At 66.5% G+C, this 23,803-nt stretch carries 23 protein-coding genes and 1 pseudogene; 16 read left to right on the top strand and 8 right to left on the bottom strand.

All coding sequences use genetic code 11. The annotated features are described in order from the left end of the window. A pseudogene (locus WA983_RS01435) lies at nt 1-1,289 on the top strand (hypothetical protein); the annotation flags it as partial. 202 nt (nt 1,290-1,491) lie between these two features. On the opposite strand, the gene accD reads toward WA983_RS01435, so the two are convergent. The 4 genes from accD to WA983_RS01455 all read right to left on the bottom strand — a co-directional run bounded on the left by accD (nt 1,492) and on the right by WA983_RS01455 (nt 6,721). After that, entirely contained in the window at nt 1,492-2,370 is an 879-nt protein-coding gene (gene accD / locus WA983_RS01440) for an acetyl-CoA carboxylase, carboxyltransferase subunit beta (protein WP_424248009.1), read from the bottom strand. Between the two features lie 2 nt (nt 2,371-2,372). Beyond that, nucleotides 2,373-3,203 carry a tryptophan synthase subunit alpha gene (gene trpA / locus WA983_RS01445; RefSeq protein ID WP_424248011.1) on the bottom strand — a complete coding sequence of 277 codons (831 nt, stop codon included), beginning with the start codon at nt 3,201-3,203 and terminating at the stop codon, nt 2,373-2,375. 20 nt (nt 3,204-3,223) lie between these two features. Beyond that, nucleotides 3,224-4,423, bottom strand: coding sequence for a tryptophan synthase subunit beta (gene trpB, locus WA983_RS01450; RefSeq protein WP_424248013.1), 1,200 nt, complete (start codon nt 4,421-4,423; stop codon nt 3,224-3,226). Nucleotides 4,424-4,525: 102 nt separating this feature from the next. Next, entirely contained in the window at nt 4,526-6,721 is a 2,196-nt protein-coding gene (locus tag WA983_RS01455; RefSeq protein ID WP_424248015.1) for a RelA/SpoT family protein, read from the bottom strand. An 86-nt stretch (nt 6,722-6,807) separates the two neighbouring features. Here WA983_RS01455 and WA983_RS01460 point away from each other — a divergent pair, with 86 nt between their 5' ends. The 11 genes from WA983_RS01460 (at nt 6,808) to WA983_RS01510 (ending at nt 16,378) form a co-directional block, all read left to right on the top strand. After that, complete coding sequence (locus WA983_RS01460; protein ID WP_424248017.1) at nt 6,808-7,311, top strand: flavodoxin family protein; 504 nt, start codon at nt 6,808-6,810, stop codon at nt 7,309-7,311. 192 nt (nt 7,312-7,503) lie between these two features. Continuing rightward, nucleotides 7,504-7,830: a ferredoxin FdxA gene (gene fdxA, locus WA983_RS01465; protein WP_424248019.1), complete on the top strand. Its 327-nt coding sequence runs from the start codon at nt 7,504-7,506 to the stop codon at nt 7,828-7,830. 220 nt (nt 7,831-8,050) lie between these two features. Continuing rightward, nucleotides 8,051-9,268, top strand: coding sequence for a polyhydroxyalkanoate depolymerase (locus WA983_RS01470; protein ID WP_424248021.1), 1,218 nt, complete (start codon nt 8,051-8,053; stop codon nt 9,266-9,268). Nucleotides 9,269-9,330: 62 nt separating this feature from the next. Next, on the top strand, nt 9,331-9,939 hold the full coding sequence (locus WA983_RS01475; protein WP_424248022.1) for an RnfABCDGE type electron transport complex subunit B: 609 nt from the start codon (nt 9,331-9,333) through the stop codon (nt 9,937-9,939). Beyond that, nucleotides 9,936-10,574, top strand: a complete 639-nt coding sequence (gene nth / locus WA983_RS01480) for an endonuclease III (RefSeq protein WP_424248024.1) — start codon at nt 9,936-9,938, stop codon at nt 10,572-10,574. Before WA983_RS01475 ends, nth begins: the two co-directional genes overlap by 4 nt. Nucleotides 10,575-10,876: 302 nt before the next feature. Then, complete coding sequence (locus tag WA983_RS01485) at nt 10,877-11,659, top strand: ABC transporter ATP-binding protein (RefSeq protein WP_424248026.1); 783 nt, start codon at nt 10,877-10,879, stop codon at nt 11,657-11,659. Next, nucleotides 11,656-12,366, top strand: coding sequence for an ABC transporter ATP-binding protein (locus WA983_RS01490; RefSeq protein WP_424248028.1), 711 nt, complete (start codon nt 11,656-11,658; stop codon nt 12,364-12,366). The genes WA983_RS01485 and WA983_RS01490 overlap by 4 nt, the downstream gene beginning before the upstream one ends. Nucleotides 12,367-12,431: 65 nt before the next feature. Beyond that, nucleotides 12,432-13,637, top strand: a complete 1,206-nt coding sequence (locus WA983_RS01495; RefSeq protein WP_424248030.1) for an ABC transporter substrate-binding protein — start codon at nt 12,432-12,434, stop codon at nt 13,635-13,637. A gap of 84 nt (nt 13,638-13,721) precedes the next feature. Further along, a complete protein-coding gene (locus tag WA983_RS01500; RefSeq protein ID WP_424248032.1) occupies nt 13,722-14,609 on the top strand; it encodes a branched-chain amino acid ABC transporter permease in 888 nt (295 codons plus the stop codon). Next, nucleotides 14,606-15,577, top strand: a complete 972-nt coding sequence (locus WA983_RS01505; RefSeq protein WP_424248034.1) for a branched-chain amino acid ABC transporter permease — start codon at nt 14,606-14,608, stop codon at nt 15,575-15,577. The genes WA983_RS01500 and WA983_RS01505 overlap by 4 nt, the downstream gene beginning before the upstream one ends. An 18-nt stretch (nt 15,578-15,595) precedes the next feature. Continuing rightward, the gene (locus WA983_RS01510; protein ID WP_424248036.1) at nt 15,596-16,378 is read left to right on the top strand and encodes a hypothetical protein; all 783 of its coding nucleotides are present in this window, start codon (nt 15,596-15,598) and stop codon (nt 16,376-16,378) included. A gap of 87 nt (nt 16,379-16,465) precedes the next feature. On the opposite strand, the gene WA983_RS01515 is transcribed toward WA983_RS01510, so the two are convergent. The 4 genes from WA983_RS01515 to WA983_RS01530 all read right to left on the bottom strand — a co-directional run bounded on the left by WA983_RS01515 (nt 16,466) and on the right by WA983_RS01530 (nt 21,382). Beyond that, nucleotides 16,466-17,251: an ABC transporter ATP-binding protein gene (locus WA983_RS01515; protein WP_424248038.1), complete on the bottom strand. Its 786-nt coding sequence runs from the start codon at nt 17,249-17,251 to the stop codon at nt 16,466-16,468. Then, the gene (locus WA983_RS01520) at nt 17,248-19,080 is read right to left on the bottom strand and encodes an ABC transporter permease subunit (protein WP_424311507.1); all 1,833 of its coding nucleotides are present in this window, start codon (nt 19,078-19,080) and stop codon (nt 17,248-17,250) included. The genes WA983_RS01515 and WA983_RS01520 overlap by 4 nt, the downstream gene beginning before the upstream one ends. Before the next feature lie 6 nt (nt 19,081-19,086). After that, nucleotides 19,087-20,124, bottom strand: a complete 1,038-nt coding sequence (locus tag WA983_RS01525) for a branched-chain amino acid ABC transporter permease (protein ID WP_424248042.1) — start codon at nt 20,122-20,124, stop codon at nt 19,087-19,089. Between the two features lie 88 nt (nt 20,125-20,212). Next, nucleotides 20,213-21,382, bottom strand: coding sequence for an ABC transporter substrate-binding protein (locus WA983_RS01530; protein ID WP_424248044.1), 1,170 nt, complete (start codon nt 21,380-21,382; stop codon nt 20,213-20,215). A 234-nt stretch (nt 21,383-21,616) separates the two neighbouring features. Between WA983_RS01530 and msrB the strand changes: the two genes are divergently transcribed. The 4 genes from msrB to WA983_RS01550 are packed head-to-tail and all read left to right on the top strand — an operon-like array spanning nt 21,617 to nt 23,748. Then, on the top strand, nt 21,617-22,012 hold the full coding sequence (gene msrB, locus WA983_RS01535) for a peptide-methionine (R)-S-oxide reductase MsrB (protein WP_424248045.1): 396 nt from the start codon (nt 21,617-21,619) through the stop codon (nt 22,010-22,012). 29 nt (nt 22,013-22,041) lie between these two features. Beyond that, nucleotides 22,042-22,626 carry a septation protein A gene (locus tag WA983_RS01540; protein ID WP_424248047.1) on the top strand — a complete coding sequence of 195 codons (585 nt, stop codon included), beginning with the start codon at nt 22,042-22,044 and terminating at the stop codon, nt 22,624-22,626. Nucleotides 22,627-22,657: 31 nt separating this feature from the next. Next, on the top strand, nt 22,658-22,945 hold the full coding sequence (locus tag WA983_RS01545; protein WP_424311508.1) for a BolA family protein: 288 nt from the start codon (nt 22,658-22,660) through the stop codon (nt 22,943-22,945). A gap of 8 nt (nt 22,946-22,953) precedes the next feature. Next, nucleotides 22,954-23,748 (top strand): peptidylprolyl isomerase, encoded by a 795-nt coding sequence (locus tag WA983_RS01550; RefSeq protein ID WP_424248051.1) that lies wholly within the window; start codon nt 22,954-22,956, stop codon nt 23,746-23,748. Nucleotides 23,749-23,803 lie beyond the last annotated feature (55 nt).

A 23,803-nucleotide genomic window follows, 5' to 3' on the forward strand; every position in this document is an offset into this window, starting at 1 on the left:
CACCTACCCCGTCCCGTGAGTCCGGCGACGGCCGCCGCCGTGGCGGCGCCTCCAACCGCAATGGCGGCCGCCGAGGCGAACGCCGCTCGGACGCCCCGCGCGGCGAACGCAGCGGCCGTGGCGAACGGTCTGACCGTACCGAACGTGGCGAACGCACGGAACGGTCGGAACACGCTGATCGCCCTGAACGCACCGAGGGCCGTCCGTCCTCGCGCCGCGAACGCCCGGTCGCTGAAACCGCCTTGCCGGTCCAGTCCGACCACACCGCCCTGACCGAAGTTCAGGACGACGCCGAGCCGCGTCGCGGCCGCAACCGCCGCGGTCGCGGCCGCAGCCGTTCAGAAGAAACCGCCGTCCAGACGGGTGAAGTGATCGCTCTCCAGGCCGACGAACTGAACGCCGTCCAGGCTCCCGCAGCCGTCCAGGCCCAGGCGGAAGCGAACCCCTACGGCCTGCCCGACGCCCCCCAGAGCCCGTCCACCGAACTGCAGGACGATGACGCGCTCGTCGCCGGCCCGGCCGTGGACGCGGATGCCGACACCGACCCGGACAATCCGGAACGCAAGCGCCGCCGTCGTCGTGGTCGTCGCGGCCGTCGCAGCGGTGAGGCCAACGATACGGCGTCCACCGAGGACACCTCGGCCGACAGCGATGCGCTGGCCATCGAAACGCACGAAACACCGCGCTTCGATCCCGAAGCCCTGGCCAGCGATACGCCTGCCGCCGCGGCTGAAGCCCCGGCTGCCCTGCCGGTGGATGCGTTCGAAGCCGCGCCTGCCGCCGAAGTCGTGACCCCGGCACCCGTGATCGCCGAAGCCCCCGCTGCCCCGGTCGAAACCGCTCCGGTCCAGGCCGAGCCCGCGCCTGCGGCCCCCGTGGCCGACGCAGCCCGCACCGAAGCGCCTGTGATCGTGGAAACGGCTCCCGCCGCCCTGGTACAGGCCGAACCCGCCCCGGTGGCTGAAGTGGTCGAGGTCGATGTGGCCGAAGCCGACGAGCCCGCTCCGGTTGCCACTCCGGCAGCGTCCGCTCCCGTCCAGGCCGCTCCGGTGGCCGCCCCCGTGGTGGAAACCCCGGCACCCGTGGCCGCCTCGGCCGCGCCGGTCGCGTCCCGCCCGATCACCCTGCCCTCGGACGAATCCCTGCAGGCCGTCGGCATGCAGATGATCGAGACCCGGTCCAGCACGCCTTACGTGCCGCCCGCGCCGCGCAAGCCTTTGGGTCGCGCCCGCAAACCGGTCGCAGCGGTGCAAGACGAACCGCTGCAGCAGGTGGAAACCTCGGACTGAGATCGTCTCAGGGAAAATGCCTCCCCTTAAGGGGAGGCGCTTTTTGCCCTGGGTCGGCCAGGCGGAAAAAAATGCCCGAAACTTCGGTTTCGGGCATTTTTTTGAGTGAAATATGAGCGTGCTCCAGGACACACGCCTGCGGCTGGTGACCGACCGCTACGGCCCGCAGCGCGGGCCTGATCAGGCTCCGCGCCGGAACCGATCAGGCAACCCGGACGACCTCGATCGGCTGACGGGTAAACAGCGCCAGCAGATGCGCCAGTTCAGCCTGCATTTCACGGCGGTCGATCACGCGATCGATGGCGCCCTTTTCCAGCAGGAATTCGGCGCGCTGGAAGCCTTCCGGCAGCTTTTCACGCACGGTCTGCTCGATCACGCGCGGACCGGCGAAGCCGATCAGGGCATTGGGTTCGGCCAGCACCACATCGCCCATGAAAGCGAAGGAGGCCGACACCCCGCCCATCGTCGGATCGGTCAGGATGCTGATGAAGGGCAGACCGGCTTCGGACAACTGGTGCAGCATGGCGGTGGTCTTGGCCATCTGCATCAGCGAGAACAGGGATTCCTGCATGCGCGCGCCGCCCGAGGACGACACGCAGACGAAGGGCAGTCGCCGATCGATGGATTCCTGGACGCCGCGGGCGAAGCGTTCGCCCACGACCGAGCCCATCGAACCGCCCATGAAGGCGAACTCGAAGACCGCCAGCACCGCCGGCACCGACAGCACCGTGCCGCTCATCACCACCATCGCCTCGGTCTCGCCGGTCTGCTTGACGGCTTCGGCCACGCGTTCCGGGTATTTGCGCGAGTCCTTGAATTTCAGCGGGTCCATGGGGCGCGTCTGGGCGCCGATTTCCACGCGGCCATCCTTATCCAGCAGCGCGTCGATACGCCCCCGGGCGCCGAGGCGCATGTGGTGGCTGCACTTGGGGCAGACGTTCAGGGTCGCCTGCAGGTCTTCCTTGTACAGGACGGACTCGCAGGACGGGCATTTCACCCACAGGCCTTCAGGCACACGCTTGGAGGCCGAATCGCTGTTGCGGTTGATGCGCGGAGGGAGAATTTTTTCAAACCAGCTCATGGTCAGCCTTGTTTTCGGATGGGTTCGATGGCCTGGCGCACCTGGGCCAGCCACTGGGCCGCCGCGCCGATGGCGGCCTGGGGGCCGTCGCGCAGGGATGCTTCCTCGATAATCTGGATGAGTTTGCTGCCGATCACCACGGCGTCGGCATGCTGCGCCACGCGTGCGGCGCTTTCGGCGTCACGGATGCCGAAGCCCACGCCCACGGGGATGCTGACATGGCGGCGGATGTCCGCCAGACGGCGCGCCACCTCATCGGTGTCCAGATGGCCGGCACCGGTCACGCCCTTGAGCGAGACGTAATAGACGTAGCCCCGCGCCAGGCGGGCGACCTCGCGGATGCGGGCATCGGCGGAGGTGGGTGCCAGCAGATAAATGGGGTCCAGACCGGACTGCCCCAGCAAAGCGGCGAATTCGACGGATTCCTCGGGCGTGTAGTCCACGGTCAGGACACCGTCCACGCCGGCCTGGGCGGCCCGCTGCGCGAAGGCTTCCTGGCCCATGCATTCGACGGGATTGGCGTAGCCCATCAGCACGACGGGCGTTTGGTCGTCCTGGCGGCGGAATTCGGCAACGATGTCCAGCACCGCGCTCAGGCTGACGCCTGCGGCGATGGCGCGTTCACCGGCCTGCTGGATCACCGGGCCGTCGGCCATGGGATCGGAGAACGGCACACCGAGTTCGATCACGTCGGCACCGGCCGCCGCCAGGGCGTGCATCAGCGCGGGCGTGGATGCCACCAGGGGATCGCCCGCCGTCACGTACGGGATCAAGGCCGCCCGCCCCTCCAGAGAGGCGAAGCGGGTCGCCAGACGGGCATTCGATGAAGTCATGGCTAGTGTTCCTAAACCTTTTAGAGCGTGATGCCGCTGTATTCGGCCACGGTGTGCATGTCCTTGTCGCCCCGGCCGGACAGATTGACCAGAATGATCTGGTCGCGCGGCAGGGTCGGGGCGAGCTTCACCGCGTGCGCGATGGCGTGCGAGGACTCCAGGGCGGGCATGATGCCTTCGATGCGGCAGCAGTCGTGGAAAGCGGTCAGGGCTTCCTGGTCGGTGATGCCCACGTACTGCGCGCGCCCGCTGTCATGCAGCCAGGCATGTTCCGGGCCCACGCCGGGATAGTCCAGGCCGGCGGACACGGAGTGGGTTTCGGTGATCTGGCCGCGCTCGTCCTGCAGCAGATAGGTCCGGTTGCCGTGCAGCACCCCGACCACGCCACGGTTCAACGACGCCGCGTGGCGGCCCGTCTCCAGACCTTCGCCGGCGGCTTCGACGCCGATCAGCTGGACGGACTCGTCCTCGATATAGGGATGGAAGATGCCGATGGCATTGGACCCGCCGCCCACGGCGGCGATCACGTAGTCCGGCTGACGGCCCGCGTCGCGCGGCATCTGTTCACGGCATTCGCGGCCGATGATGGTCTGGAAGTCGCGCACCATGCGGGGATAGGGCTCGGGACCGGCCACGGTGCCGATGATGTAGAAGGTGTCTTCCACATTGGTGACCCAATCGCGCATGGCTTCGTTCAGGGCGTCTTTCAGGGTGCGCGAGCCCGATTCGACGGGCACCACCCGGGCGCCCAGCAGCTTCATGCGGTAGACGTTGGACGCCTGGCGGCGGACGTCTTCGCTGCCCATGTAGACCACGCATTCCATGCCGTAGCGCGCGGCCACGGTCGCCGTGGCCACGCCGTGCTGGCCGGCCCCGGTTTCGGCGATCACGCGCGGTTTTCCCATGCGCTTGGCGAGCAGGGCCTGACCGATGCAGTTGTTGACCTTGTGGGCGCCGGTGTGATTCAAGTCTTCACGCTTGAACCAGATCTGCGCACCGCCCAGTTGCTCGGACCAGCGACGGGCATGGTAGACCGGGCTGGGCCGGCCGACGAAGTGTTCCAGTTCGTAGGCGAATTCACGCTGGAATTCAGGATCCTCGCGATAGCGATCATAGGCGTCACGCAGGGCGTCCAGGGCATGCACCAGCGTTTCGGCGACGAACGAACCGCCGAACTTCCCGAAATGCCCCCGGGCATCCGGCAGATGATAGGGTTTCAAGTCCAGTCTCGCATCAAAGGCGCCGCCGGATTCTGGGGCGGACGCACGGGCCAAACGAGCATTTTAGCAGTCCTGTCCGGCCTGGGGCGCCCAGGGGATCTCTCACTGCCGCCCGGCCTGGACCCCAGGCAGCTCGTTGACGGCGGCCAGCGCCTGACGGATTTCCTCGCCATCGCGCACCTCGACGGTGAACACCATGTGCGCCAACGACCGGCGACTGTGGGTCGTGACGCGCACCACCCGCAGCCGCAGGCGCGCGAAGACTTCGGACAGATCGCGCAGCAGGTTGGGCCGGTCCTGGGCGTGGATGCCCAGGTCCACGGGGTACATGGCCTGGCCGGTCTGCCCCCAGGCGACTTCGATGCAGCGTTCCGGGTGGCGCTGCGCCAGAGCCGCCCAGGAGCCGCAATCGCGACGATGGATGGACACCCCCCGGCCACGCGTGACGAAGCCCTCGATGGCGTCGGGCGGCACGGGCCGACAGCAGCGTGCCAGTTGCGTCATCAGGGAATCGACCCCCACCACCAGCACCCCGCTCTTGCCCGTGCGGGCAACGCTGCCGGCGTCACTGGCGTAGACGCGTGCCTCGTCGGGCTGCTCGCGCGCCGGTTCGGGCTCGCGCAGGACATGGTCGATCTGCCGCAGGCTGAATTCTTCCTTGGCCGCCGCGACGTACAGATCATCGGCGCGGGCGAAGCCCAGTTGCTGAGCGAGGTGTTCCTGGTTGACGGCGGTGCGGCCCAGGCGCTGCAGCTCTTTTTCGACCAGGGTCTGGCCCTGGGCGATGCGCTGCTGCAATTCGACCGCATTGAACCAGGCCCGGACCTTGGCCCGGGCGCGCGGGCTGGCCAGATAGCCCAACTGCGTGTTGAGCCAGTCGCGCGAGGGACCGCCGGACTTGGCGGCGATGATCTCAACGGTCTGGCCCGTGCGCAGGGGTGTGGACAGAGGCACGATCTGGCCATCCACGCGTGCGCCCCGGCAGCGGTGGCCCAGATCGGTATGCAGCAGGTAGGCAAAGTCCACCGGGGTGGAGCCGGCGGGCAGTTCCAGCACGCGCGCCTGAGGCGTCATCACGTAGATGCGTGCATCCGGCCGCGCCTCGGGCGCAGGCGCCGCGCCCCCCTCGTCCTTCCAGGACAGCAGTTGGCGCATCCAGGCGATCTTCTGGTCGTATTCCCCGGCGGCCGACACCTGGCCTCCCCGGGCACCGGCTTCTTTGTAGCGCCAATGGGCCGCCATCCCGTATTCGGCGAAATGATGCATGGCGCGGGTGCGGATCTGGACCTCGAAGGCCCGGCCCTCGGCGTCGGCCACCACGGTATGCAGGGACCGGTAGCCGTTAGGCTTGGGACGGGCGATGTAGTCATCGAATTCCTCGGGCACCGGCGTCCACAGCGCATGCACCAGTGCCAGCGCGGTGTAGCAGGCCCGCTCGTCCTCGACGATCACCCGCAAGGCGCGCAGGTCGAACAACTGGCGGAATTCCAGGTGCTTGAGGCGCATCTTGTTCCAGATGCTGTAGATGTGCTTGGGCCGGCCGCTGAGTTCGGCCCGGATGCCGGCCTCGGCCAGCGCCGTCTGCAGGCGCGCCATCACGTCTTCGATGAAGGCCTCGCGCTCGGCGCGTTTTTCCTCCAGTTGCCTGGCGATGGTCTTGTAGGTCTCGGGCTCAAGAAAACGGAAAGACAGGTCTTCCATTTCCCATTTCAGTTGCCAGATCCCCAGGCGGTTGGCCAGCGGCGTATACAGCGCCATGGTTTCCCGGGCGAATTCCGGCGGACAGGGCGTGCGGCTGGCGGCGTGCCAGCGCAGCGACTGCAGGCGGGACGCCAGCCGCATCAGCACGATCCGCAGATCCGCCGCCATGGCCAGCAGCATCTTGCGCTGCATTTCCTTCTGGTCGGCGCCCGAACCGTCGCCCGCGCGGCCCGCGACGGCGCCCAGGCGCAGCAGGGCGCGCACGCCCTGAACCAGCGTGGTGATTTCGGCGCCGAACGCCTTGCGCAGCGGATCGGTGCGCGATACCTCGCCCGCCGGCACCGGCTGCACCGCCAGCAGCGCCGCCGCGCGGGTGGCCGAGTCCGTATCCAGATCGCGCAGGATCAGGACCACGGCAGCCGCGTGCGCGTCCAACGCCTCGCCCGTACTGGCCCGCGCGCCGTTCAGGGGCTCACGCACCCAATCGGCCGCCTGGCGCAGGATGGCCGCGTCGGCGTCATCCAGTCCGCCCCGTGCGGCCTGGAACCACTCGGGGCCGAACGGATCTGCGGAAACAGGTTGCGAGGGGACGCTCATGATGCCGGATCAGGAAAAATGGGGCCTGGACTTGGAGCCTCTATACTACTTGATTGAGTGAGCCTGGCCCCGCGCAAACGACCTCCATGACGACCCAACTGCTGATCATCTGGCATTCCCGCACAGGGGCTGCGCTGCACATGGCCCGGGCCGCCGCCATCGGCGCGCAAGCCGTGGCCGACGAACTCGGGGCGGCCGACCGCTTCGACCTGCAGATCCGCCCCGCCGACACCGTGCGGACCGAAAACCTGCTCGCCGCCGACGGCTACCTGTTCGCCGCGCCGGAAAATCTGGCGGCACTCAGCGGCGCCATGAAGGAATGCCTGGACCGCACCTACTACCAGGTGCTGGAGCAGATCAATGGCCGGCCCTACGGCGCCATCATCACCGCCGGCTCCGACGGCGAAGGCGCCCGCCGGCAACTGGAACGCATCTGCACCGGCTGGCGTCTGAAAGCCGTCGCCCCGACCCTGATCGTGCCCATGCACGCCCAGACGCCCGAAGCCATTCTGGCACCCAAAACCGTACCCGACGACTGGCTGGCGCGCGGCACCGAACTGGGCGGCACCCTGGCTGCTCTGCTGCTGTAGCGGCATCGTCCACGTCGCGCCTTGCAAGGCGCTCCGATTCGTCAGGCATGGAATAGCCCGCAGGGGCTATTCCATGTCCTGCCTCATCCCTACCTCCCACACGGGCTCTCCGGGTCTTCCCTGATAAATTCGGTAAAATCCCGAAAGGCCTCTTTCTTTCATGGCCCTTGTCTGCAAGCCCGGAGCACCCTCATGACCCACGTCGTCACCGAAAACTGTATCAAGTGCAAATACACCGACTGTGTCGATGTCTGTCCCGTGGACTGTTTCCGCGAAGGGCCGAATTTCCTGGTGATCGACCCCGAGGAATGCATCGACTGCGCCGTCTGTGTGCCCGAATGTCCCGCCAATGCCATCTTCGCCGAAGAAGACGTGCCCCAGGACCAGCTCGATTACATCGCCCTGAACGCTGAGTTGACTCCTTCCTTCGGCCCTATCAACCGTTCCAGCAGCCCGCTCGACGGTGCCGACGACTGGAACGGCGTGGCCGACAAGCTCAAATACCTGGAACGTCCCTGATCAGGACGGGCGACCCCGCTCCTCCACAGGACGTGCAATCCTGCACCCGGCCGGCATACGTCGGCCGATCCGTCTGTAAAAGCCCACATCCGAACGGTATATGTTCGATATACGGGAAATTACGGTAGCGCCCTGTCACGATTCCCAGTACTTTAGGTCCGAATGACCGATACTTCGGCGCACGATCTGCGCCGGACCAGACCGACGGGAACGCCTACCCATGCTGTATGACTTGCACGAGCTTCAACGCTCAATCCTGGCCCCTTTCACGGCTTTCACTGAAACCGGTTCACAGCTGTTTTCCAATCCCTACAGCCCCCTGGCCTACACCCCGTTGTCGCGACAGTTCGCTGCTGCCTACGAGTTGGCCCACCGCGTGGGCAAGGACTACGAAAAGCCGGCCTGGAACCTGCCCTCCACCCAGATCGGCGGGCGCGACGTCGCCGTGACCGAGGACATCGTCCTGGCCCAGCCCTTCTGTCGGCTGGTGCACTTCCGCCGCGACACCCGCCGCCGCGATCCGCACGTGCTGCTGGTGGCTCCCCTGTCCGGCCACCACGCCACCCTGCTGCGCGACACGGTGCGCGCCCTGCTGCCCAACCACGAGGTCTACGTCACCGACTGGATCGACGCGCGCATGGTACCGGCCGCCGAAGGCACCTTCGGCCTGGACGACTACGTCCGCTACGTCCAGACCTTCCTGCGCCACCTGGGCCCCGACACGCACGTGATCTCGGTCTGCCAGCCCACGGTGCCGGTCCTGGCCGCGATCTCCCTGCTGGCGGCAGCCGACGACCCCTGTCAGCCGCGCAGCATGATCATGATGGGCGGCCCCATCGACACGCGCAAATCGCCCACCCAGGTCAATCGCCTGGCCATGACCAAACCCTACGAATGGTTCGAGAACACCGTGATCCATCGGGTGCCGCCCCGCTACCCGGGCGCCGGCCGACTGGTCTACCCCGGATTCCTGCAGCACGCCGGCTTCGTCGCCATGAACCCGGACCGGCACGTGAAATCCCACTACGATTTCTACCTGGATCTGCTGCGCGGTGACGACAGCGACGCCGAGGCCCACCGCCGCTTCTACGACGAATACAACGCCGTGCTGGACATGCCGGCGCAGTTCTACCTGGACACCATCCGCACCGTCTTCCAGGAATTCCGCCTGCCGCGCGGCACCTGGACGGTCGACGGCGAACAGGTCGATCCCTCTGCCATCCGCAAGACTGCCCTGCTGACCATCGAAGGCGAACTGGACGACATTTCCGGCCAGGGCCAGACGCATGCCGCCCACGAACTGTGTGCCAACCTGTCCCCGTCCATGCGAGAACTCCACACTGCGGCCAACTGTGGTCACTACGGCATTTTCTCCGGACGCCGCTGGCGCCAGCAGATCTGTCCTAAAATCTCCGAGTTCATCCGCGCCCACGCTTAAGAACACCCCAGCGCTTCACTCCGGGGGACGGCTCGCGCCGTCCCCCATGCGTTTCCACTGCCGTGCCCACACTGACCGACACCCTCGACGCCCTGCTGCCGCAGACCCAATGCACGCAATGCGGCTATGACGGCTGTCGCCCCTACGCCCAGGCCATGGCCGAAGGCGTGGCCGACATCAACCGCTGCCCGCCCGGCGGGCCGCGCGTCATCGAGGCCCTGGCGCAAGCGCTGAACCGTCCGATCCAGCCCCTGGACCCGGCCTGCGGCACGCACCAGCCTTTCCGGGTGGCGCTCATCGACGAGGCCCACTGCATCGGCTGCACTTTATGCATCCAGGCCTGTCCTGTGGACGCCATCCTCGGGGCCAACCAGTGCATGCACACCGTCATCGAAGCCGACTGCACCGGCTGCGAACGCTGCGTGGCCCCCTGTCCGGTGGACTGCATCGCCATGGTCCCCGCCGGCCGCGACTGGACGAGCGACGACGCACATGCCGCCCGCGCACGCTATCAGGCCCGCAACGCACGACTGCACGCACGCCACGACGAGGCCGCCGGACCCGCCGCGCGCACCCTGGCCAACAAGCCCGTCCTGGCCGCCCCCGCCCCCCACGACAAACAGGATCGCATCGCCCAGGCTCTGGCCCGGGCGCGCGCCCGACGCCCATGAAACGCGCCGCCATCGAAGAATGCTTTCGCCGGCTGCGCGAAGCCAACCCCGAGCCCCGGACCGAGCTGGAATACGGCAGTGTCTTCCAGTTGCTGGTAGCCGTCATGCTCTCGGCCCAGGCGACCGACCGTTCCGTGAATCTGGCCACCCGCCGCTTCTTTCCCGAACACGGCACCCCCGAGGGGTTGCTGGCGATGGGCGTCGAGGGACTGACCGAGGCGATCCGCACCATCGGCCTGTACAAGACCAAGGCGCGCAACGTCATTCGCACCTGCGAACTGCTGCTGGAACGGCACGGCGGCCAGGTGCCCGACCGCAGGGAAGACCTGGAAGCCCTGCCCGGCGTGGGCCGAAAAACCGCCAACGTGGTACTGAATACGGCTTTTCGCCAGCCCGCGATGGCCGTAGACACGCACATCTTCCGCGTCTCCAACCGGACCGGCATCGCCCCGGGCAAGACCGTGCTGGCCGTCGAGCAGGCGCTGCTGCGCCGGGTACCGAAGGCCTATCTGCTGGACGCCCACCACTGGCTGATCCTGCATGGCCGCTACGTCTGCGTGGCCCGCAAGCCGAAATGCCCCCAGTGCCCGATCGCCGATCTGTGCGACTACCCGGACAAGACCCGGTCGGCCTGAAGAACCCTTTTTACCGCCGGGCCGTCCCAAGGTAAAAAGCGCCCCCTTGGGGATGAGCCTGGACGCAGGACAGTCCCTTCGGACTGGTCTGCGCCTGGTGAATCCGAGCGGCATGCAGGCCGCGAGGTGGATGCAAGCGGCCGCAGGCTGCGCAGCGTGGGAGCCCTTTCTTATTGCGATGCAATATTCCAGCAAAGCCACGACAACTCTGTAAAACCCTTATGGAGCGCTGGCCCGGATCACTCCATACTTGAAGCACTCCGCCATCAGGCGCCGCACTGCGACATTGGACACTGGGCATCATGGGCACAGAACCCACCATCATTCTCGAAACCCGCCAACTCTCAAAGACCTTCCGCGGCTTCACCGCCGTGGACTCCGTGGATCTGAAAGTCCAGCGCGGCCACATCCACGCGCTGATCGGCCCCAACGGCGCGGGCAAGACCACCTGTTTCAACCTGCTCACCAAATTCCTCGTGCCCAGCCAGGGCCAGATCTTCTTCGAGGGCAAGGAAATCACCGGCGACAAACCGGCCGAAATCGCCCGCAAAGGCATCATCCGCTCCTTCCAGATCTCGGCCGTCTTCCCGCAGCTCACGGTGCTGGACAACGTGCGCATCGCACTGCAGCGCGCCACCGGCGTCTCCTTCCATTTCTGGCGCAACGTGTCCAGCCTGGACCGCCTCAATGGCCGGGCCATGGAACTGCTCGCCGAGGTCGATCTGGCCGAATTCGCCTCGCAGATGACCGTGAACCTGCCCTACGGCCGCAAGCGCGCCCTGGAAATCGCCACCACCCTGGCCATGGAACCCAGCCTGATGCTGCTGGACGAACCCACCCAGGGCATGGGCCACGAGGACGTCGACCGCGTCACGCGCCTGATCAAGCAGGTCAGCGCCGGACGCACCATCCTGATGGTTGAACACAATATGAAGGTCATCTCCTCCATCGCCGACCGCATCACCGTGCTGGCGCGCGGCGCGGTGCTGGCCGAAGGCGATTACGCCGCCGTCTCGAACAACCCCGCCGTGATGGAAGCCTATATGGGCACCACCCAGGGCGAACTCGAAGGGGCCCAGTCATGACCGCCGCACTCGAAATCTCCGACCTGCAAGCCTGGTACGGCGAATCGCACGTCCTGCACGGCGTGGACATGCGCGTCGAGCCCGGCCAGGTCGTCACCCTGCTGGGTCGCAACGGCGCCGGGCGCACGACCACGCTGCGCGCGCTGCTGGGCCTGACCAGCCGGCGCACGGGTTCGATCCGCATCCAGGGCACCGAATCGATCCACCTGCCCACCTACCGCATCGCCCACCTGGGCATCGGCTACTGCCCGGAGGAACGCGGCATCTTCGCCTCGCTGTCCTGCGAAGAAAACCTGCTGCTGCCGCCCACCGTGGGCGACACCCTGGGCGGGGGCATGTCGCTGGCCGAAATCTACGACATGTTCCCCAACCTGCTCGAACGGCGCGACTCGCCGGGCACGCGCCTGTCCGGGGGCGAACAGCAGATGCTGGCCGTCGCCCGCATCCTGCGCACCGGTGCGAACCTGCTGCTGCTCGACGAGATCTCCGAGGGCCTGGCCCCGGTCATCGTGCAGGCGCTGGATCGCATGATCCGCACCCTGAAGGCCAAGGGCTACACCATCGTCATGGTCGAGCAGAACTTCCGCTTCGCCGCGCCCCTGGCCGATCATTTCTACGTCATGGAGCACGGCCAGATCGTGGAGCAATTCCCCGCCAGCCAGCTCCAGGAAAAGCAGTCCACCCTCGACAGCCTGCTGGGCGTCTGACCGACGTCCGTTGCTCTCTTTTCCACTGATTCGCCGGCACAACCGGCACATACAGGAGACTTCCCATGAAACTACGTACTCTATCCGCCGCACTGGCCGTTGCCGGCCTGGGCTTCGGTCTCTCGGCCCAAGCTGCGGGGATTTCAGATGACGTGATCCGCATCGGCTTCATCGCCGACATGTCCGGCGTGTATGCCGACATCGACGGCAATGCCGGCGCCGACGCCATCCGCATGGCGATCGCCGACATGGGCGGCGAGATCAACGGGAAGAAGATCGAACTGCTGACCGCCGACCACCAGAACAAGGCCGACATCGCCTCGGCCCGTGCCCGTGAATGGTTCGACAAGCAGAACCTCGACATGCTGATCGGCGGCACCAACTCCTCCACCGCGCTGGCCATGGCCGCCGTCGCGGCCGAAAAGAAGAAACCCTTCCTGGTGGTGGGGGCCGGCTCATCGGCGCTGACCAATGCGCAATGCACGCCCTACACCGTCCACTACGCCTACAACACCATCGCGCTGGCCAACGGCACGGGCTCGGCCGTGGTCCGCGAGGGCGGCAAGACCTGGTTCTACCTGACGGCCGACTATGCCTTCGGCCATTCGCTGGAACAGGACACGATGAAGGTCGTGGAAAAGTCCGGCGGCAAGAACCTGGGCGCCGTGCGCGCGCCGCTGGCCACGACGGACTTCTCCTCCTTCCTGCTGCAGGCCCAAAGCTCCGGCGCTCAGGTCCTGGGCCTGGCCAACGCGGGCGGCGACTTCATCAATTCCGTCAAGGCCGCCAAGGAATTCGGCATCACCCAGACCATGAAGCTGGCCGGTTTGCTGGTGTTCATCAACGACGTCCACGCCCTGGGCCTGGACAACACCGCCGGCCTGTACCTGACGACCGCCTGGTACTGGAACCAGGACGACGCCTCGCGCGCCTGGTCCAAGAAATTCTTCGAACAGCACAAGCGTGCGCCGTCCTTCCTGCAGGCGGGCGACTATTCGGCCGCCAAGACCTACCTGGAAGCCGTCAAGGCCATCGGCACGGACGACGGCGATGCCGTCATGAAGCAGCTCAAGAGCATCAAGATCAACGACATGTTCATGAAGAACGGCTATGTCCGCAAGGACGGCCTGATGATGCACGACATGTACCTGGCCCAGGTCAAGAAGCCCGACCAGTCCAAGGAACCTTGGGACTACTACAACATCGTGCGCACCCTGCCGGCCGACGCGGTCTACGGCGACGAATCGACCTCTACCTGCGCCCTCAAGTAAGCGGCACATGACCCCCGGCTTCCCGCCGCAAGGCGGAGAGCCGGGACCCGCACCATCCTTCCCGCCCGCTTTCGCCGCAGCCCTATGACACAACTTTTCGGTGTACCCCTCCAGGCCCTGCTCGGCCAGCTTCTGCTGGGCCTGGTCAACGGCTCGTTCTACGCCGTGCTCTCGCTGGGACTGGCCGTCATCTTCGGCCTGCTCAACATCATCAATTTCGCCCACGGCGCGCTCTACATGCTGGGCGCCTTCGTCGCCTGGATGGGCCTGCAGTACCTGGGCCTGAACTACTGGGTCATGCTGATCCTCGCCCCCATCGTCGTGGGCCTGTTCGGCATCGTCCTCGAACGCCTGCTGTTGCGTCACCTCTACAAACTCGATCATCTCTACGGACTGCTGCTCACCTTCGGCCTGACGCTGCTCATCGAAGGGCTGTTCCGCAGCATCTACGGCGTCTCCGGCCAACCCTACAGCACCCCCGCCCTGCTCGCCGGCGGCGTGAACCTGGGCTTCATGTTCATGCCCATCTACCGCGCCTGGGTCGTCGTGGCCTCGATCCTGGCCTGCCTGCTGACCTGGTTCGTCATCGAAAAAACCCGTCTGGGCGCCCTGCTGCGCGCCGGCACCGAAAACCCCAAGCTGGTCGAGGCCTTCGGCGTGAACGTGCCGCTGATGATCTCGCTGACCTTCGGCTTCGGCGTCGGGCTGGCGGGCTTTGCCGGCGTGCTGGCGGCCCCCATCCTGCAGGTCTCCCCGCTGATGGGATCGAACCTGATCATCGTCGTCTTCGCCGTGGTCGTCATCGGCGGCATGGGCTCGATCCTGGGCTCGATCGTCACCGGCCTGGGCCTGGGCATCATCGAAGGCTTCACCAAGGTCTTCTGGCCCGAGGCCTCCAGCACCGTGGTGTTCATCATCATGGTCATCGTGCTGCTCACCCGCCCGGCCGGGCTGTTCGGAAAAGAATCATGAATCGTCAACTGATCGCCTATCTGGTCCTCTTCGTCCTGCTCGCGATCCTGCCCGCGCTGGGCGGCTATCCGATCTTCATCATGAAGGTCATGTGCTATGCCCTGTTCGCCTGCGCCTTCAACCTGCTGCTGGGCTACACCGGGCTGCTGTCCTTCGGCCACGCCGCCTTCCTGGGCCTGGCTGCCTACGCCTGCGGCCAGTCGCTGACCGTGTGGGGCTGGCCCACGCTCGGCGGGCTGCTGTTCGGCACTGCGGCGGCCGGCGTGCTGGGCCTGGTCTTCGGCCTGCTCTCCATCCGGCGCAGCGGCATCTACTTCGCCATGATCACCCTGGCGCTCGCCCAGATGCAGTTCTTCTACTTCCTGCAGGCACCGTTCACCGGCGGCGAGGACGGGCTGCAGGGCATCCCGCGCGGCAACATCCTGGGGCTGGACCTGACCCAGGACATCAATCTGTACTACGTGGTGATGGCGATCTTCGTGCTGGGCTACGCGCTCATCTGGCGCACCGTGCACTCGCCCTTCGGCCAGGTGCTCAAGGCCATCCGCGAAAACGAACCCCGCATGATTTCGTTGGGCTACGACGTGGACCGCTTCAAGCTGCTGGCCTTCGTGCTCTCGGCCACCCTGGCCGGACTGGCGGGCGCCACCAAGTCGCTGGTCTTCGTCTCGGCCACGCTGTCGGATGCCACCTGGCAGATGTCGGGCATGGTGATCCTGATGACGCTGATCGGCGGCATGGGCACGCTCACCGGTCCGGTGCTGGGCGCCATCATCGTCGTGGCCCTGGAAAACAAGGTCGGCGAATTCGGCCGCTTCCTGATGCAGCAGACCGGCATCGAGTGGTTCCGTGTGCTGGGTGAATCAGTCACCATCGTCATCGGCCTGATCTTCATCATCTGCGTGATGGCTTTCCGCCGCGGCATCGTCGGCGAATGGCTGGCCTGGCGCCAGCACAAGGCCGGTTGATCCCCGGAGCCGATCTCGATGGCTTTCCGCCTCCTCCCCCTGATCCTGGCGATTCCGATCGCTCTGGCGATGGGTTCGGGCCTCGCACAGGCGGACGGCCCGGTCTGCGGACCGATCAACGCAGTCACGGGCCAGCCTGTGACCGACGCCCCCGCCGTCGTCTTCACCGAAGGACTGGACGCCGCACTGGCGCAGACCTGCCGCGAACTGGCGGAGGCGGCAGACGATGTCGATCCGCCGGCTTGCCGCATCACCGAATCCGGGGCTGTCGACGCGGCCGGCGCAACGGGTACCGCCCAGACCCACTATGCCCTCTACTGCGTGGGGCCCGAGGCCGCCACCGGCACCTGCGAATGGCGGGGTGCGGCCCTGTTCCTGGACGATGGCACCGGCCGGATCAGCCGCTTTCTGACGCGTCTGGACGAGCTCGATCTGTACGCCAGCGCCCCGTCGATATCGACCAACGGCCCGGATACCCTGCTCGAGCTGCCGGTCGACGTCAGCGGCACCGGTGCCTTCAGCGACAACGATACGTTCAGATTCGACCAGGACCACTGGACACGGCTGGACATTCAGTGCTGGCAAGCCGATCTGGGCAAACGCATTCCGCGCGGCACATCCATCAACAAAGGCATCAACCTGAATCTGGGCAGCCTCACCGCTCAGGCCTGGCTGTACCGCGAAGCAGATGCGAATTGCTGCCCGACGGGCGGCTCGGTGGACGTCAAGCTGAAGCGGACCGACGACCGGCTGGTGATCGAATCCCTGCGGATCGATCGCACGGCCCGGCCGGATGGCTAGGTCCCGACCAGAAGCCTCTCAAGCCGTCATAGCGCCCCCACGTCGCCGCTTGCAAGCGGCTCCGACTCGCCTGGCGCGGAAGAGTTCTCAAGGACTTTTCCGCGTCCCGGCAAGTCCCAGATAACTCTCGATGACCCGGGGGTTGTGGGCCAGTTGCGCCGCCTCCCCCTCCAGGATCACGGCGCCGGTTTCCAGGACGTAGCCCCGGTCGGCCACGTGCAGGGCCGCACGGGCGTTCTGTTCCACCAGCAGGATGGACACGCCGGTGCTGCGCAACTGGGAAATGGTCTGGAAGATTTCGCGCACCACTCGGGGCGCCAGACCCAGGCTGGGCTCGTCCAGCATCAGCAGCGCCGGGCGCGCCATCAAGGCACGGCCCAGGGCCAGCATCTGGCGCTCACCGCCCGACAGCGTCCCCGCCGCCTGGGCCGCACGTTCTTTCAAACGCGGGAACAGGGCATAGACCTCGTCCAGCGTGTCGCGCCAGCCCCGCACACCGGCGCGGTACAGGCGAAAGCCCCCCAGCAGCAGATTGTCGCGCACCGACATGCTGGCGAACAGTTCCCGGCGTTCCGGCACCAGCGACAGCCCCTGGCCGACGCGGCGTTCGATGTCCCAACCCTGCACTTCGACACCCTGGAACAGAACCGAGCCCCGGCTGTGTCCCCGCAGGGGCAGAGCCCCCATGATGGCGCCCAGCAGCGTCGATTTTCCGGCGCCGTTGGCACCGATGACGGTCACGATCTCACCCCGGGCCACCGTCAGGTCGATCGGGTCCAGCGCGGCCACCTTGCCATAGTGCGCCGACAGGCCCTGGAGCCGCAGCAGGGGATCGGGCGCAACATCGCGCCGGGGGCGTCCTGGCACGCTCATGAGGCCTCTCCTTGCGGAACGACGTCGGGCACGCTCCAGGTCTCGTCGAGACCGCCCAGATAGGCTTCCAGCACGGCCGGATTGCGCTGGATGTCCGCCGGAACGCCTTCGGCCAGCGGCGTGCCGAAATCCATGACCAGCAGGTGATCGGTCAGATTCATCACGAAATCCATGTCGTGCTCGACCAGCAACAGACTCATGCCCTCGCGGCGCAACTGGTCCAGCACGGCGGCCAGCGCCTGTTTTTCCTGATAGCGCAGGCCGGCCGCCGGCTCGTCGAGCAGCAGCGCGATGGGATCGCAGCACAGTGCCCGGGCGATTTCCACGATGCGTTGGCGGCCCAGGGGCAGGCTGCCGGCTGGCTGGTCGATCACGTCACCCAGACCCACCCGCTCGATCTGGCGTGCGGCCTCGCGCAACAGCGAGGCCTCGGCCGTGCGATCCAGCCGCAGCGCGGCCGACACCACGCCGGCACTGCTGCGCAGATGGGCGCCCAGCGCGACGTTTTCCAGCACGCTCATGTCCGGCAGCAACTGCACGTGCTGGAAGCTGCGCGCCATCCCCCGGCGGGCGATCTCGCGCGCCGGCAGGCCGTCGATACGGTCCCCCATGAAACGTACCGTACCGCCGGACAGGGGCGTCACGCCGCTGATGAGATTGAAGGTCGTGCTCTTGCCCGCCCCGTTGGGGCCGATCAGCCCCATGATCTCGCCCGCCCGCAGGCTGAAGCTGATGTCGTTGACCGCCACCAGGCCGCCAAATTCCTTGCGCGCGCGGTCGACCTCGAGCACCAGATCGCCGGCCTTGGGCGTCGGCCGGCGTGGCAGTTCGGGGGCGACGGCCAGGCGCGCCGGGTCGTGACCGCTGGATTCGGCCCGCCCACCCAGCCGCTGCCACAGGTGAGCCAGGACGGGCCACAGGCCGTCGCGGGCGAACTGCAGCACCAGAATCATCAGCACGCCGAAGGCCAGCAGTTCCAGATTGGCCGTGGTGCCCACCAGGCCGGGCAGGACGTTCTGCAACTGATCCTTGATGATCAGGATGGCGGCGGCACCCGCCACGGCCCCCCAGACGCTGCCCGAACCGCCCACCACGGCCATGAACAGGTATTCGATGCCGTAGCCCAGGCCGAAGGGGCTGGGGCTGACGGCGCGCTGCATGTGTGCATACAACCAGCCCGACACGCAACCCAGCAGGGCCGCATAGACGAAGATCACGACCTTGTAGTGCGCCAGATCCACGCCGAAGGATTCGGCCATGGAACCGCTGCGCAGGGCGCGGATGGCCCGCCCGGCACGCGAATCCAGCAGATTGTGCGTGCCCCACAATGCCAGCAGCAGGACCAGCCAGATCAATAGATACATGCGCTCGCCCGTCCCCAGGGACCAGTCGCCCAGGGACAGCGGCGGGATGCCCGCAATACCGTCGTAGCGCCCCAGAAAATCCAGATTGCCGTACAGGTAGTACAGCGCCAGACACCAGGCCAGGGTACACAGGGGCAGATAGTGGCCGGACAGGCGCAGCGTGATGACCCCCAGCGCATACGCCACCAGACAGGTCAGCAGCAGGCCCGCAATCAGGCCCAGCCAGGGAGACACGCCGCCCGCCGTCGTCAGCCAGGCCGTGGTGTAGGCCCCCAGGCCGACGAAGGCCGACTGGCCGAAGGACGTCAGCCCGCCGACGCCGGTCAGCAGCACCAGCCCCAGCACCACCAGGCTGTAGAGCCCGATGTAGTTCATCTGGGTGATCCAGAAAGCGGGCACGCCCGGGATCCAGGGCAGCAGGGCCAGGATCGGGAGCAGAATCATGAGGAGGTGATGCGGGCGCATGAAAGCCTATTCCTCCTCGTCCAGGTGAACGCTGCCGAACGAGCGCCACAGCAGGACCGGGATGATCAGAGTAAAGACGATGGCTTCCTTGAAAGGACTGGCCCAGAAGGAGGAAAACGCCTCCAGGATGCCGACGAACAGGGCGCCCGCCGCCGCGACCGGATAGCTGACGAGGCCGCCGAAAATCGCCGCCACGAAACCCTTCAGGCCGATCAGGAAGCCCGTGTCGTAATAGATGGTGGTGATCGCGGCGATCAGCATGCCCGACAGTGCGCCGATGGCCGCCGCCAGGGTAAAGGTCAGGCTGCCTGCTACTCGCGTGCTGATGCCCACCAGCCGCGCACCGCGCCGATTGACGGCGGTGGCCCGCAGCGCGCTGCCGTACAGAGTGCGGCTGAAGAACAGCCACAGCGCGCCGATCAGCACGGCGCAAGTGGCCAGCACCGCGAAGGTCTGGGCCGTCCAGGCCACCGGCCCGATCTGCACCGAGCCCTCGACCAGGGCCGGTGTGCGCCAGCCCTCGGCGCCAAAGAACAGCAACCCCAGGCCGGTCAGGGCGAAATGCACGGCCACCGACACGATCAGCAACACCAGCACGCTGGCCTGCTCCACCGGCTGATACACCAGGCGGTAGATCATCGGCCCCATGGGCACCACCAGCGCCAACGCGCACAGCACTTGCAGGGCCAGCGGCACGTCCGGTCCGGCGGCCAGCGGCGTCAGGGCCTCCAGCGCCAGCGGCAGGATCAGCGCCCAGCCCAGGGTGCGGCCATAGCCGCGCCACTGGCGCGCGCGCCAGCACGACACCGCCTCGACCAGACAGACCAGCACACCCATGATCACCAGCAGGTGCGCCGTACCCGGCACCCGACCATTGGCCAGGAACGCCAGAGACAGCGCACCGAAAGTGACGAACTCCCCCTGGGGAATCAGGATCACCCGCGTCACCACGAACACCAGCACCAGTGCCAGGCCCAGCAGGGCGTAGATGGCACCGTTCAGGATGCCGTCCTGCAGCAGGATCAGCGCAATGGTCAGATCCATGCGCACGCCCTGCGGCCGGGGCACGCGCCCACAGGAACGGACCGGCGGACGGCCCGGGAAACGGACAGGAGGGCGTGCAAGTGCATGCTTACAGATCCGGCTGGTAGGTCCACTTGCCGTCGACGACCTGCACCATGACGCGGCCGCGCTCGTCCAGGCCGGCGTGATCCGTCGGGCTCAGGGTGAACACCCCCTGGGATGCAGGCAATTCCTTGACCTGCTCCAGCGCATCGCGCAGCGCCGAACGGAATTCCGACGTGCCCGGCTTGGCGCCGGTCTTCAGGGCGCGGGGAATGGCGTCGTTGATCAACTGGCCGGCATCCCACATATGGCCGCCAAAGGTATTGGTCGTGCCCGCGCCGTACTTGCCCTCGTAGGCTTTGACGTACACCAGGGCGCTGGCCTTGACCGGATTGCTGTCGGGCAACTGGGCCGCCACCAGCAGCGGGCCGGCCGGCAGGATCATGCCATTGCAGGCTTTGCCGCAGACCCGCAGCACGTCATTGTTGGCGGCACCGTGGGTCTGATAGATCTGACCCTTGTAGCCACGTTCGACCAGTTCGCGCTGCGGCAGGGCCACCGGCGTGCCCGAGGCGGCGATCAGGATGCCGTCGGGCTTGGCCGACAGCAGTTTCAGGACCTGGCCGGTGACGCTGGTGTCGGGCCGGGCGAAGCGTTCCGCGGCCACGACCTTGATGCCCTTGGCCTCGGCGGCGGCCTTCATTTCCTGCAGCCAGCCATCGCCATAGGCATCGCTGAAACCGATGAAGCCCAGCGTCTTGACGTTCTGCTTGACCATCGCATGCGCCAGCGCAGTGGCCATCAGCGCATCGTTCTGCGGCGTTTTGAATACCCACTTGCGCGGACCGTCCACGGGCTCGACGAGCTTGGCGTTGGCGGCCACGCTGATCATGGGCGTGCCGGTCTCGGCGGCCACGTCCGACATGGCCAGCGAGGCCGGCGTCACGGAAGTGCCCAGCACCACGTCGACGTGATCGTCGGCCGTGAGCTTGCGGATGTTCTTTACCGCCTGAGTGGTGTCGGTAGCGTCGTCCAGCACGATGTATTGCACGGTCTGGCCGCCGATTTCCGTGGGCAGCAAGGCCACGGTGTCACGCTCGGGAATGCCCAGCGAAGCGGCCGGCCCGGTGGACGACACCGTCACACCAACCTTGATTTGGGCCGTAGCGGCCAGAGGCAGCGCGGCCAGCAGCGCAGCCGCGCCCAGGGTGAGCCGCAGGGAAAGCGGGAATGTCATGTTTGTCTCCGAATGTTTTTTGACGGACCGTGCAATTCATGGCCACGAACCCGACGGGCTGGGGCATAAACACATGAACGGGCGTCATATTATCGCAGCCTGACGCAATATGCTGCTACACCGCACAGGCTCGACCCCGCAGCGGCGCCGGACGAACTCCGCCCCGGGCACCTGCCTCGGCGTCCAAAGTCGATTAAGATGGAGGATTGAAGTGAGATTCTGGACGTTTTCCTCGTGGACAAGATCACGCGCACGGACGCCGAATGGCGCGCGCAACTCTCCCCCGACGAATTCGCGGTCACGCGGCTGAAACACACCGAGCGGCCGTTCACGGGCCGCTACTGGGACACCGCCCAGGCAGGCACCTATTCCTGTGTCTGCTGCGGCACCCTGCTGTTCGCCTCGGATACGAAATTCGACGCAGGCTGCGGCTGGCCCAGTTATTTCGAGCCGGTCGCCCCCGACCGTGTGCGCGAACTGCGCGACACCAGCCACGGCATGATCCGTACGGAAATCCTGTGCGCCGTCTGCGACGCCCACCTGGGCCACGTGTTCCCCGACGGTCCACCGCCCACCGGATTGCGCTACTGCATCAATTCCCTGTCCCTGAAATTCATCCCGGCGCAATGACCGCACGTCTTGATCGCACGAATGCCTGAATGAAAAAATTCCTGTTCGACCTCTTTCCGCTGATCCTGTTCTTCCTGGCGTTCCGCTTTGCCGACATCTACGTCGCCACCGGGACCGCCATGGCGGCGGCCGTGCTGCAGATCCTGTGGCTGCGCCTGACCGGCCGCGCGATCGAACCCATGCACTGGATCAACCTGACGGTGATCGTCGTGTTCGGCGGCGCAACCCTGCTGCTGCACGACGATACCTTCATCAAGTGGAAACCCACGGTGCTGTATTGGCTGTTCGCCGCCATTCTGGTGGGCGCGCGCCTGCTCACCGGCCGCAACCTGATGCGCCGCCTGATGGGCGACAAGATCGCCCTGCCCGACCGCGCCTGGAACCGCCTGAACGACAGTTGGGCCGCGTTCTTCGTCGCCTCGGGCGCGCTGAACCTGTACGTGGCCTTCTCCGGCCACTTCACCGAGTCGCAATGGGTGAATTTCAAGGTCTTCGGCCTGATGGTCCTGCTGCTGCTGTTCGTGGTGGCGCAGTCCCTGTGGCTGAGCCGGCACATCCAAGCCGAACCCGACGCGCCCCAGGCCGACGGCCCCGACGGCGAGCCGCGCGGATGACGGCACGCCGCGATCTCACCGGAGCCCACCCATGACCCGCCCCACGCCCGATGGCGTCGACGATCTGCGCGCCCTGCTGCTCGAACGCCTGACTGCGCTCGAGCCCGCGCACCTGGACCTGATCGACGAATCCCATCTGCACGCCGGCCACGCCGGTGCGCAAGGCGGCGCACGGCACTTTCGCGTCCGCATCCTGTCCAAGCAATTCCAGGGGCTCGGCACCCTCGCCCGCCATCGTCTTGTGTATGATTGCGTGCGGGATCTGATGCCCCATCCGATCCACGCGCTGGCCATCGAGGCCGGCACCCCTCCCATCTAAGGATTTTCATGAAACGTATCGCTGCTGTCGCCCTGGCCTGCTCCCTGACGCTGCCGGTCTGGGCCAAGGACATCGCCACCGTCAACGGCCAGGGCATCTCCCAGGCCAAATTCGACCAGTTCGTCGGCATGCTGGTCACCCAGGGTGCCCAAGATACGCCGCAACTGCGCGATCAGGTCAAGCAGGAAATGATCAACCGCCTGGTGGCCGTCCAGGCCGCCGAGAAGGCCGGTCTGCAGAAGGACCCCGCCGTCCAGCAGGAAACCGAGCTGGCCTCGCAAAGCATCCTGGTGCGCGCCCTGATGGCCAAGTACCTGAAAGAGCACCCCGTCAGCGAAGCCGACCTGAAGAAGGAATACGACTCCATCAAGGCTGAGCAGGGTTCGCGCCAGGAATTCAAGCTGCGCCACATCCTGGTCAAGGACGAAGCCAAGGCCAAGGACCTGATCAAGGCGATCAAGGCCAAGAAGACCACCTTCGAAGCCGCCGCCAAGAAAGACTCCATCGACACCGGCAGCGGCAAGAACGGCGGCGAGCTGGGCTGGGGCCCGACCAGCAACTACGTGCCCGAATTCGCTCAGGCCGTGGAAAGCATGAAGAAGGGCGACCTCAGCGCCCAGCCCGTGCAGACGCAATTCGGCTGGCACGTGATCCAGGTCGAGGACGTGCGCCCGATCGCCTTCCCGTCCTTTGACGAAGCCAAGCCCCAACTGGAAGAAATGATGCGCCAGCAAGCCCTGGCCGACTACCAGAAGGGCCTGATGAAGGACGCCAAGGTCGTGGACAACAGCGCGGCGAAATAAACCCCCACGCCGCGCAGCCTGCGGCCCCGACATGGTTCAGAGAGGCGGCCTTCCT

It is taken from the genome of Castellaniella sp. (assembly GCF_049650445.1).
Lineage (GTDB): Bacteria > Pseudomonadota > Gammaproteobacteria > Burkholderiales > Burkholderiaceae_B > Castellaniella.

Coding starts and splice junctions, on each gene's coding strand:
- WA983_RS01530 (WP_424248044.1), bottom strand. CDS start 21,382: ATGACATTCCCGCTTTCCCTGCGGCTCACCCTGGGCGCGGCTGCGCTG.
- WA983_RS01500 (WP_424248032.1), top strand. CDS start 13,722: ATGACACAACTTTTCGGTGTACCCCTCCAGGCCCTGCTCGGCCAGCTT.
- WA983_RS01550 (WP_424248051.1), top strand. CDS start 22,954: ATGAAACGTATCGCTGCTGTCGCCCTGGCCTGCTCCCTGACGCTGCCG.
- fdxA (WP_424248019.1), top strand. CDS start 7,504: ATGACCCACGTCGTCACCGAAAACTGTATCAAGTGCAAATACACCGAC.
- WA983_RS01460 (WP_424248017.1), top strand. CDS start 6,808: ATGACGACCCAACTGCTGATCATCTGGCATTCCCGCACAGGGGCTGCG.
- accD (WP_424248009.1), bottom strand. CDS start 2,370: ATGAGCTGGTTTGAAAAAATTCTCCCTCCGCGCATCAACCGCAACAGC.
- WA983_RS01545 (WP_424311508.1), top strand. CDS start 22,658: ATGACCCGCCCCACGCCCGATGGCGTCGACGATCTGCGCGCCCTGCTG.
- WA983_RS01520 (WP_424311507.1), bottom strand. CDS start 19,080: ATGCGCCCGCATCACCTCCTCATGATTCTGCTCCCGATCCTGGCCCTG.
- WA983_RS01505 (WP_424248034.1), top strand. CDS start 14,606: ATGAATCGTCAACTGATCGCCTATCTGGTCCTCTTCGTCCTGCTCGCG.
- WA983_RS01515 (WP_424248038.1), bottom strand. CDS start 17,251: ATGAGCGTGCCAGGACGCCCCCGGCGCGATGTTGCGCCCGATCCCCTG.
- WA983_RS01495 (WP_424248030.1), top strand. CDS start 12,432: ATGAAACTACGTACTCTATCCGCCGCACTGGCCGTTGCCGGCCTGGGC.
- WA983_RS01485 (WP_424248026.1), top strand. CDS start 10,877: ATGGGCACAGAACCCACCATCATTCTCGAAACCCGCCAACTCTCAAAG.
- WA983_RS01540 (WP_424248047.1), top strand. CDS start 22,042: ATGAAAAAATTCCTGTTCGACCTCTTTCCGCTGATCCTGTTCTTCCTG.
- WA983_RS01470 (WP_424248021.1), top strand. CDS start 8,051: ATGCTGTATGACTTGCACGAGCTTCAACGCTCAATCCTGGCCCCTTTC.
- WA983_RS01510 (WP_424248036.1), top strand. CDS start 15,596: ATGGCTTTCCGCCTCCTCCCCCTGATCCTGGCGATTCCGATCGCTCTG.
- nth (WP_424248024.1), top strand. CDS start 9,936: ATGAAACGCGCCGCCATCGAAGAATGCTTTCGCCGGCTGCGCGAAGCC.
- trpA (WP_424248011.1), bottom strand. CDS start 3,203: ATGACTTCATCGAATGCCCGTCTGGCGACCCGCTTCGCCTCTCTGGAG.
- WA983_RS01525 (WP_424248042.1), bottom strand. CDS start 20,124: ATGGATCTGACCATTGCGCTGATCCTGCTGCAGGACGGCATCCTGAAC.
- WA983_RS01490 (WP_424248028.1), top strand. CDS start 11,656: ATGACCGCCGCACTCGAAATCTCCGACCTGCAAGCCTGGTACGGCGAA.
- WA983_RS01455 (WP_424248015.1), bottom strand. CDS start 6,721: ATGAGCGTCCCCTCGCAACCTGTTTCCGCAGATCCGTTCGGCCCCGAG.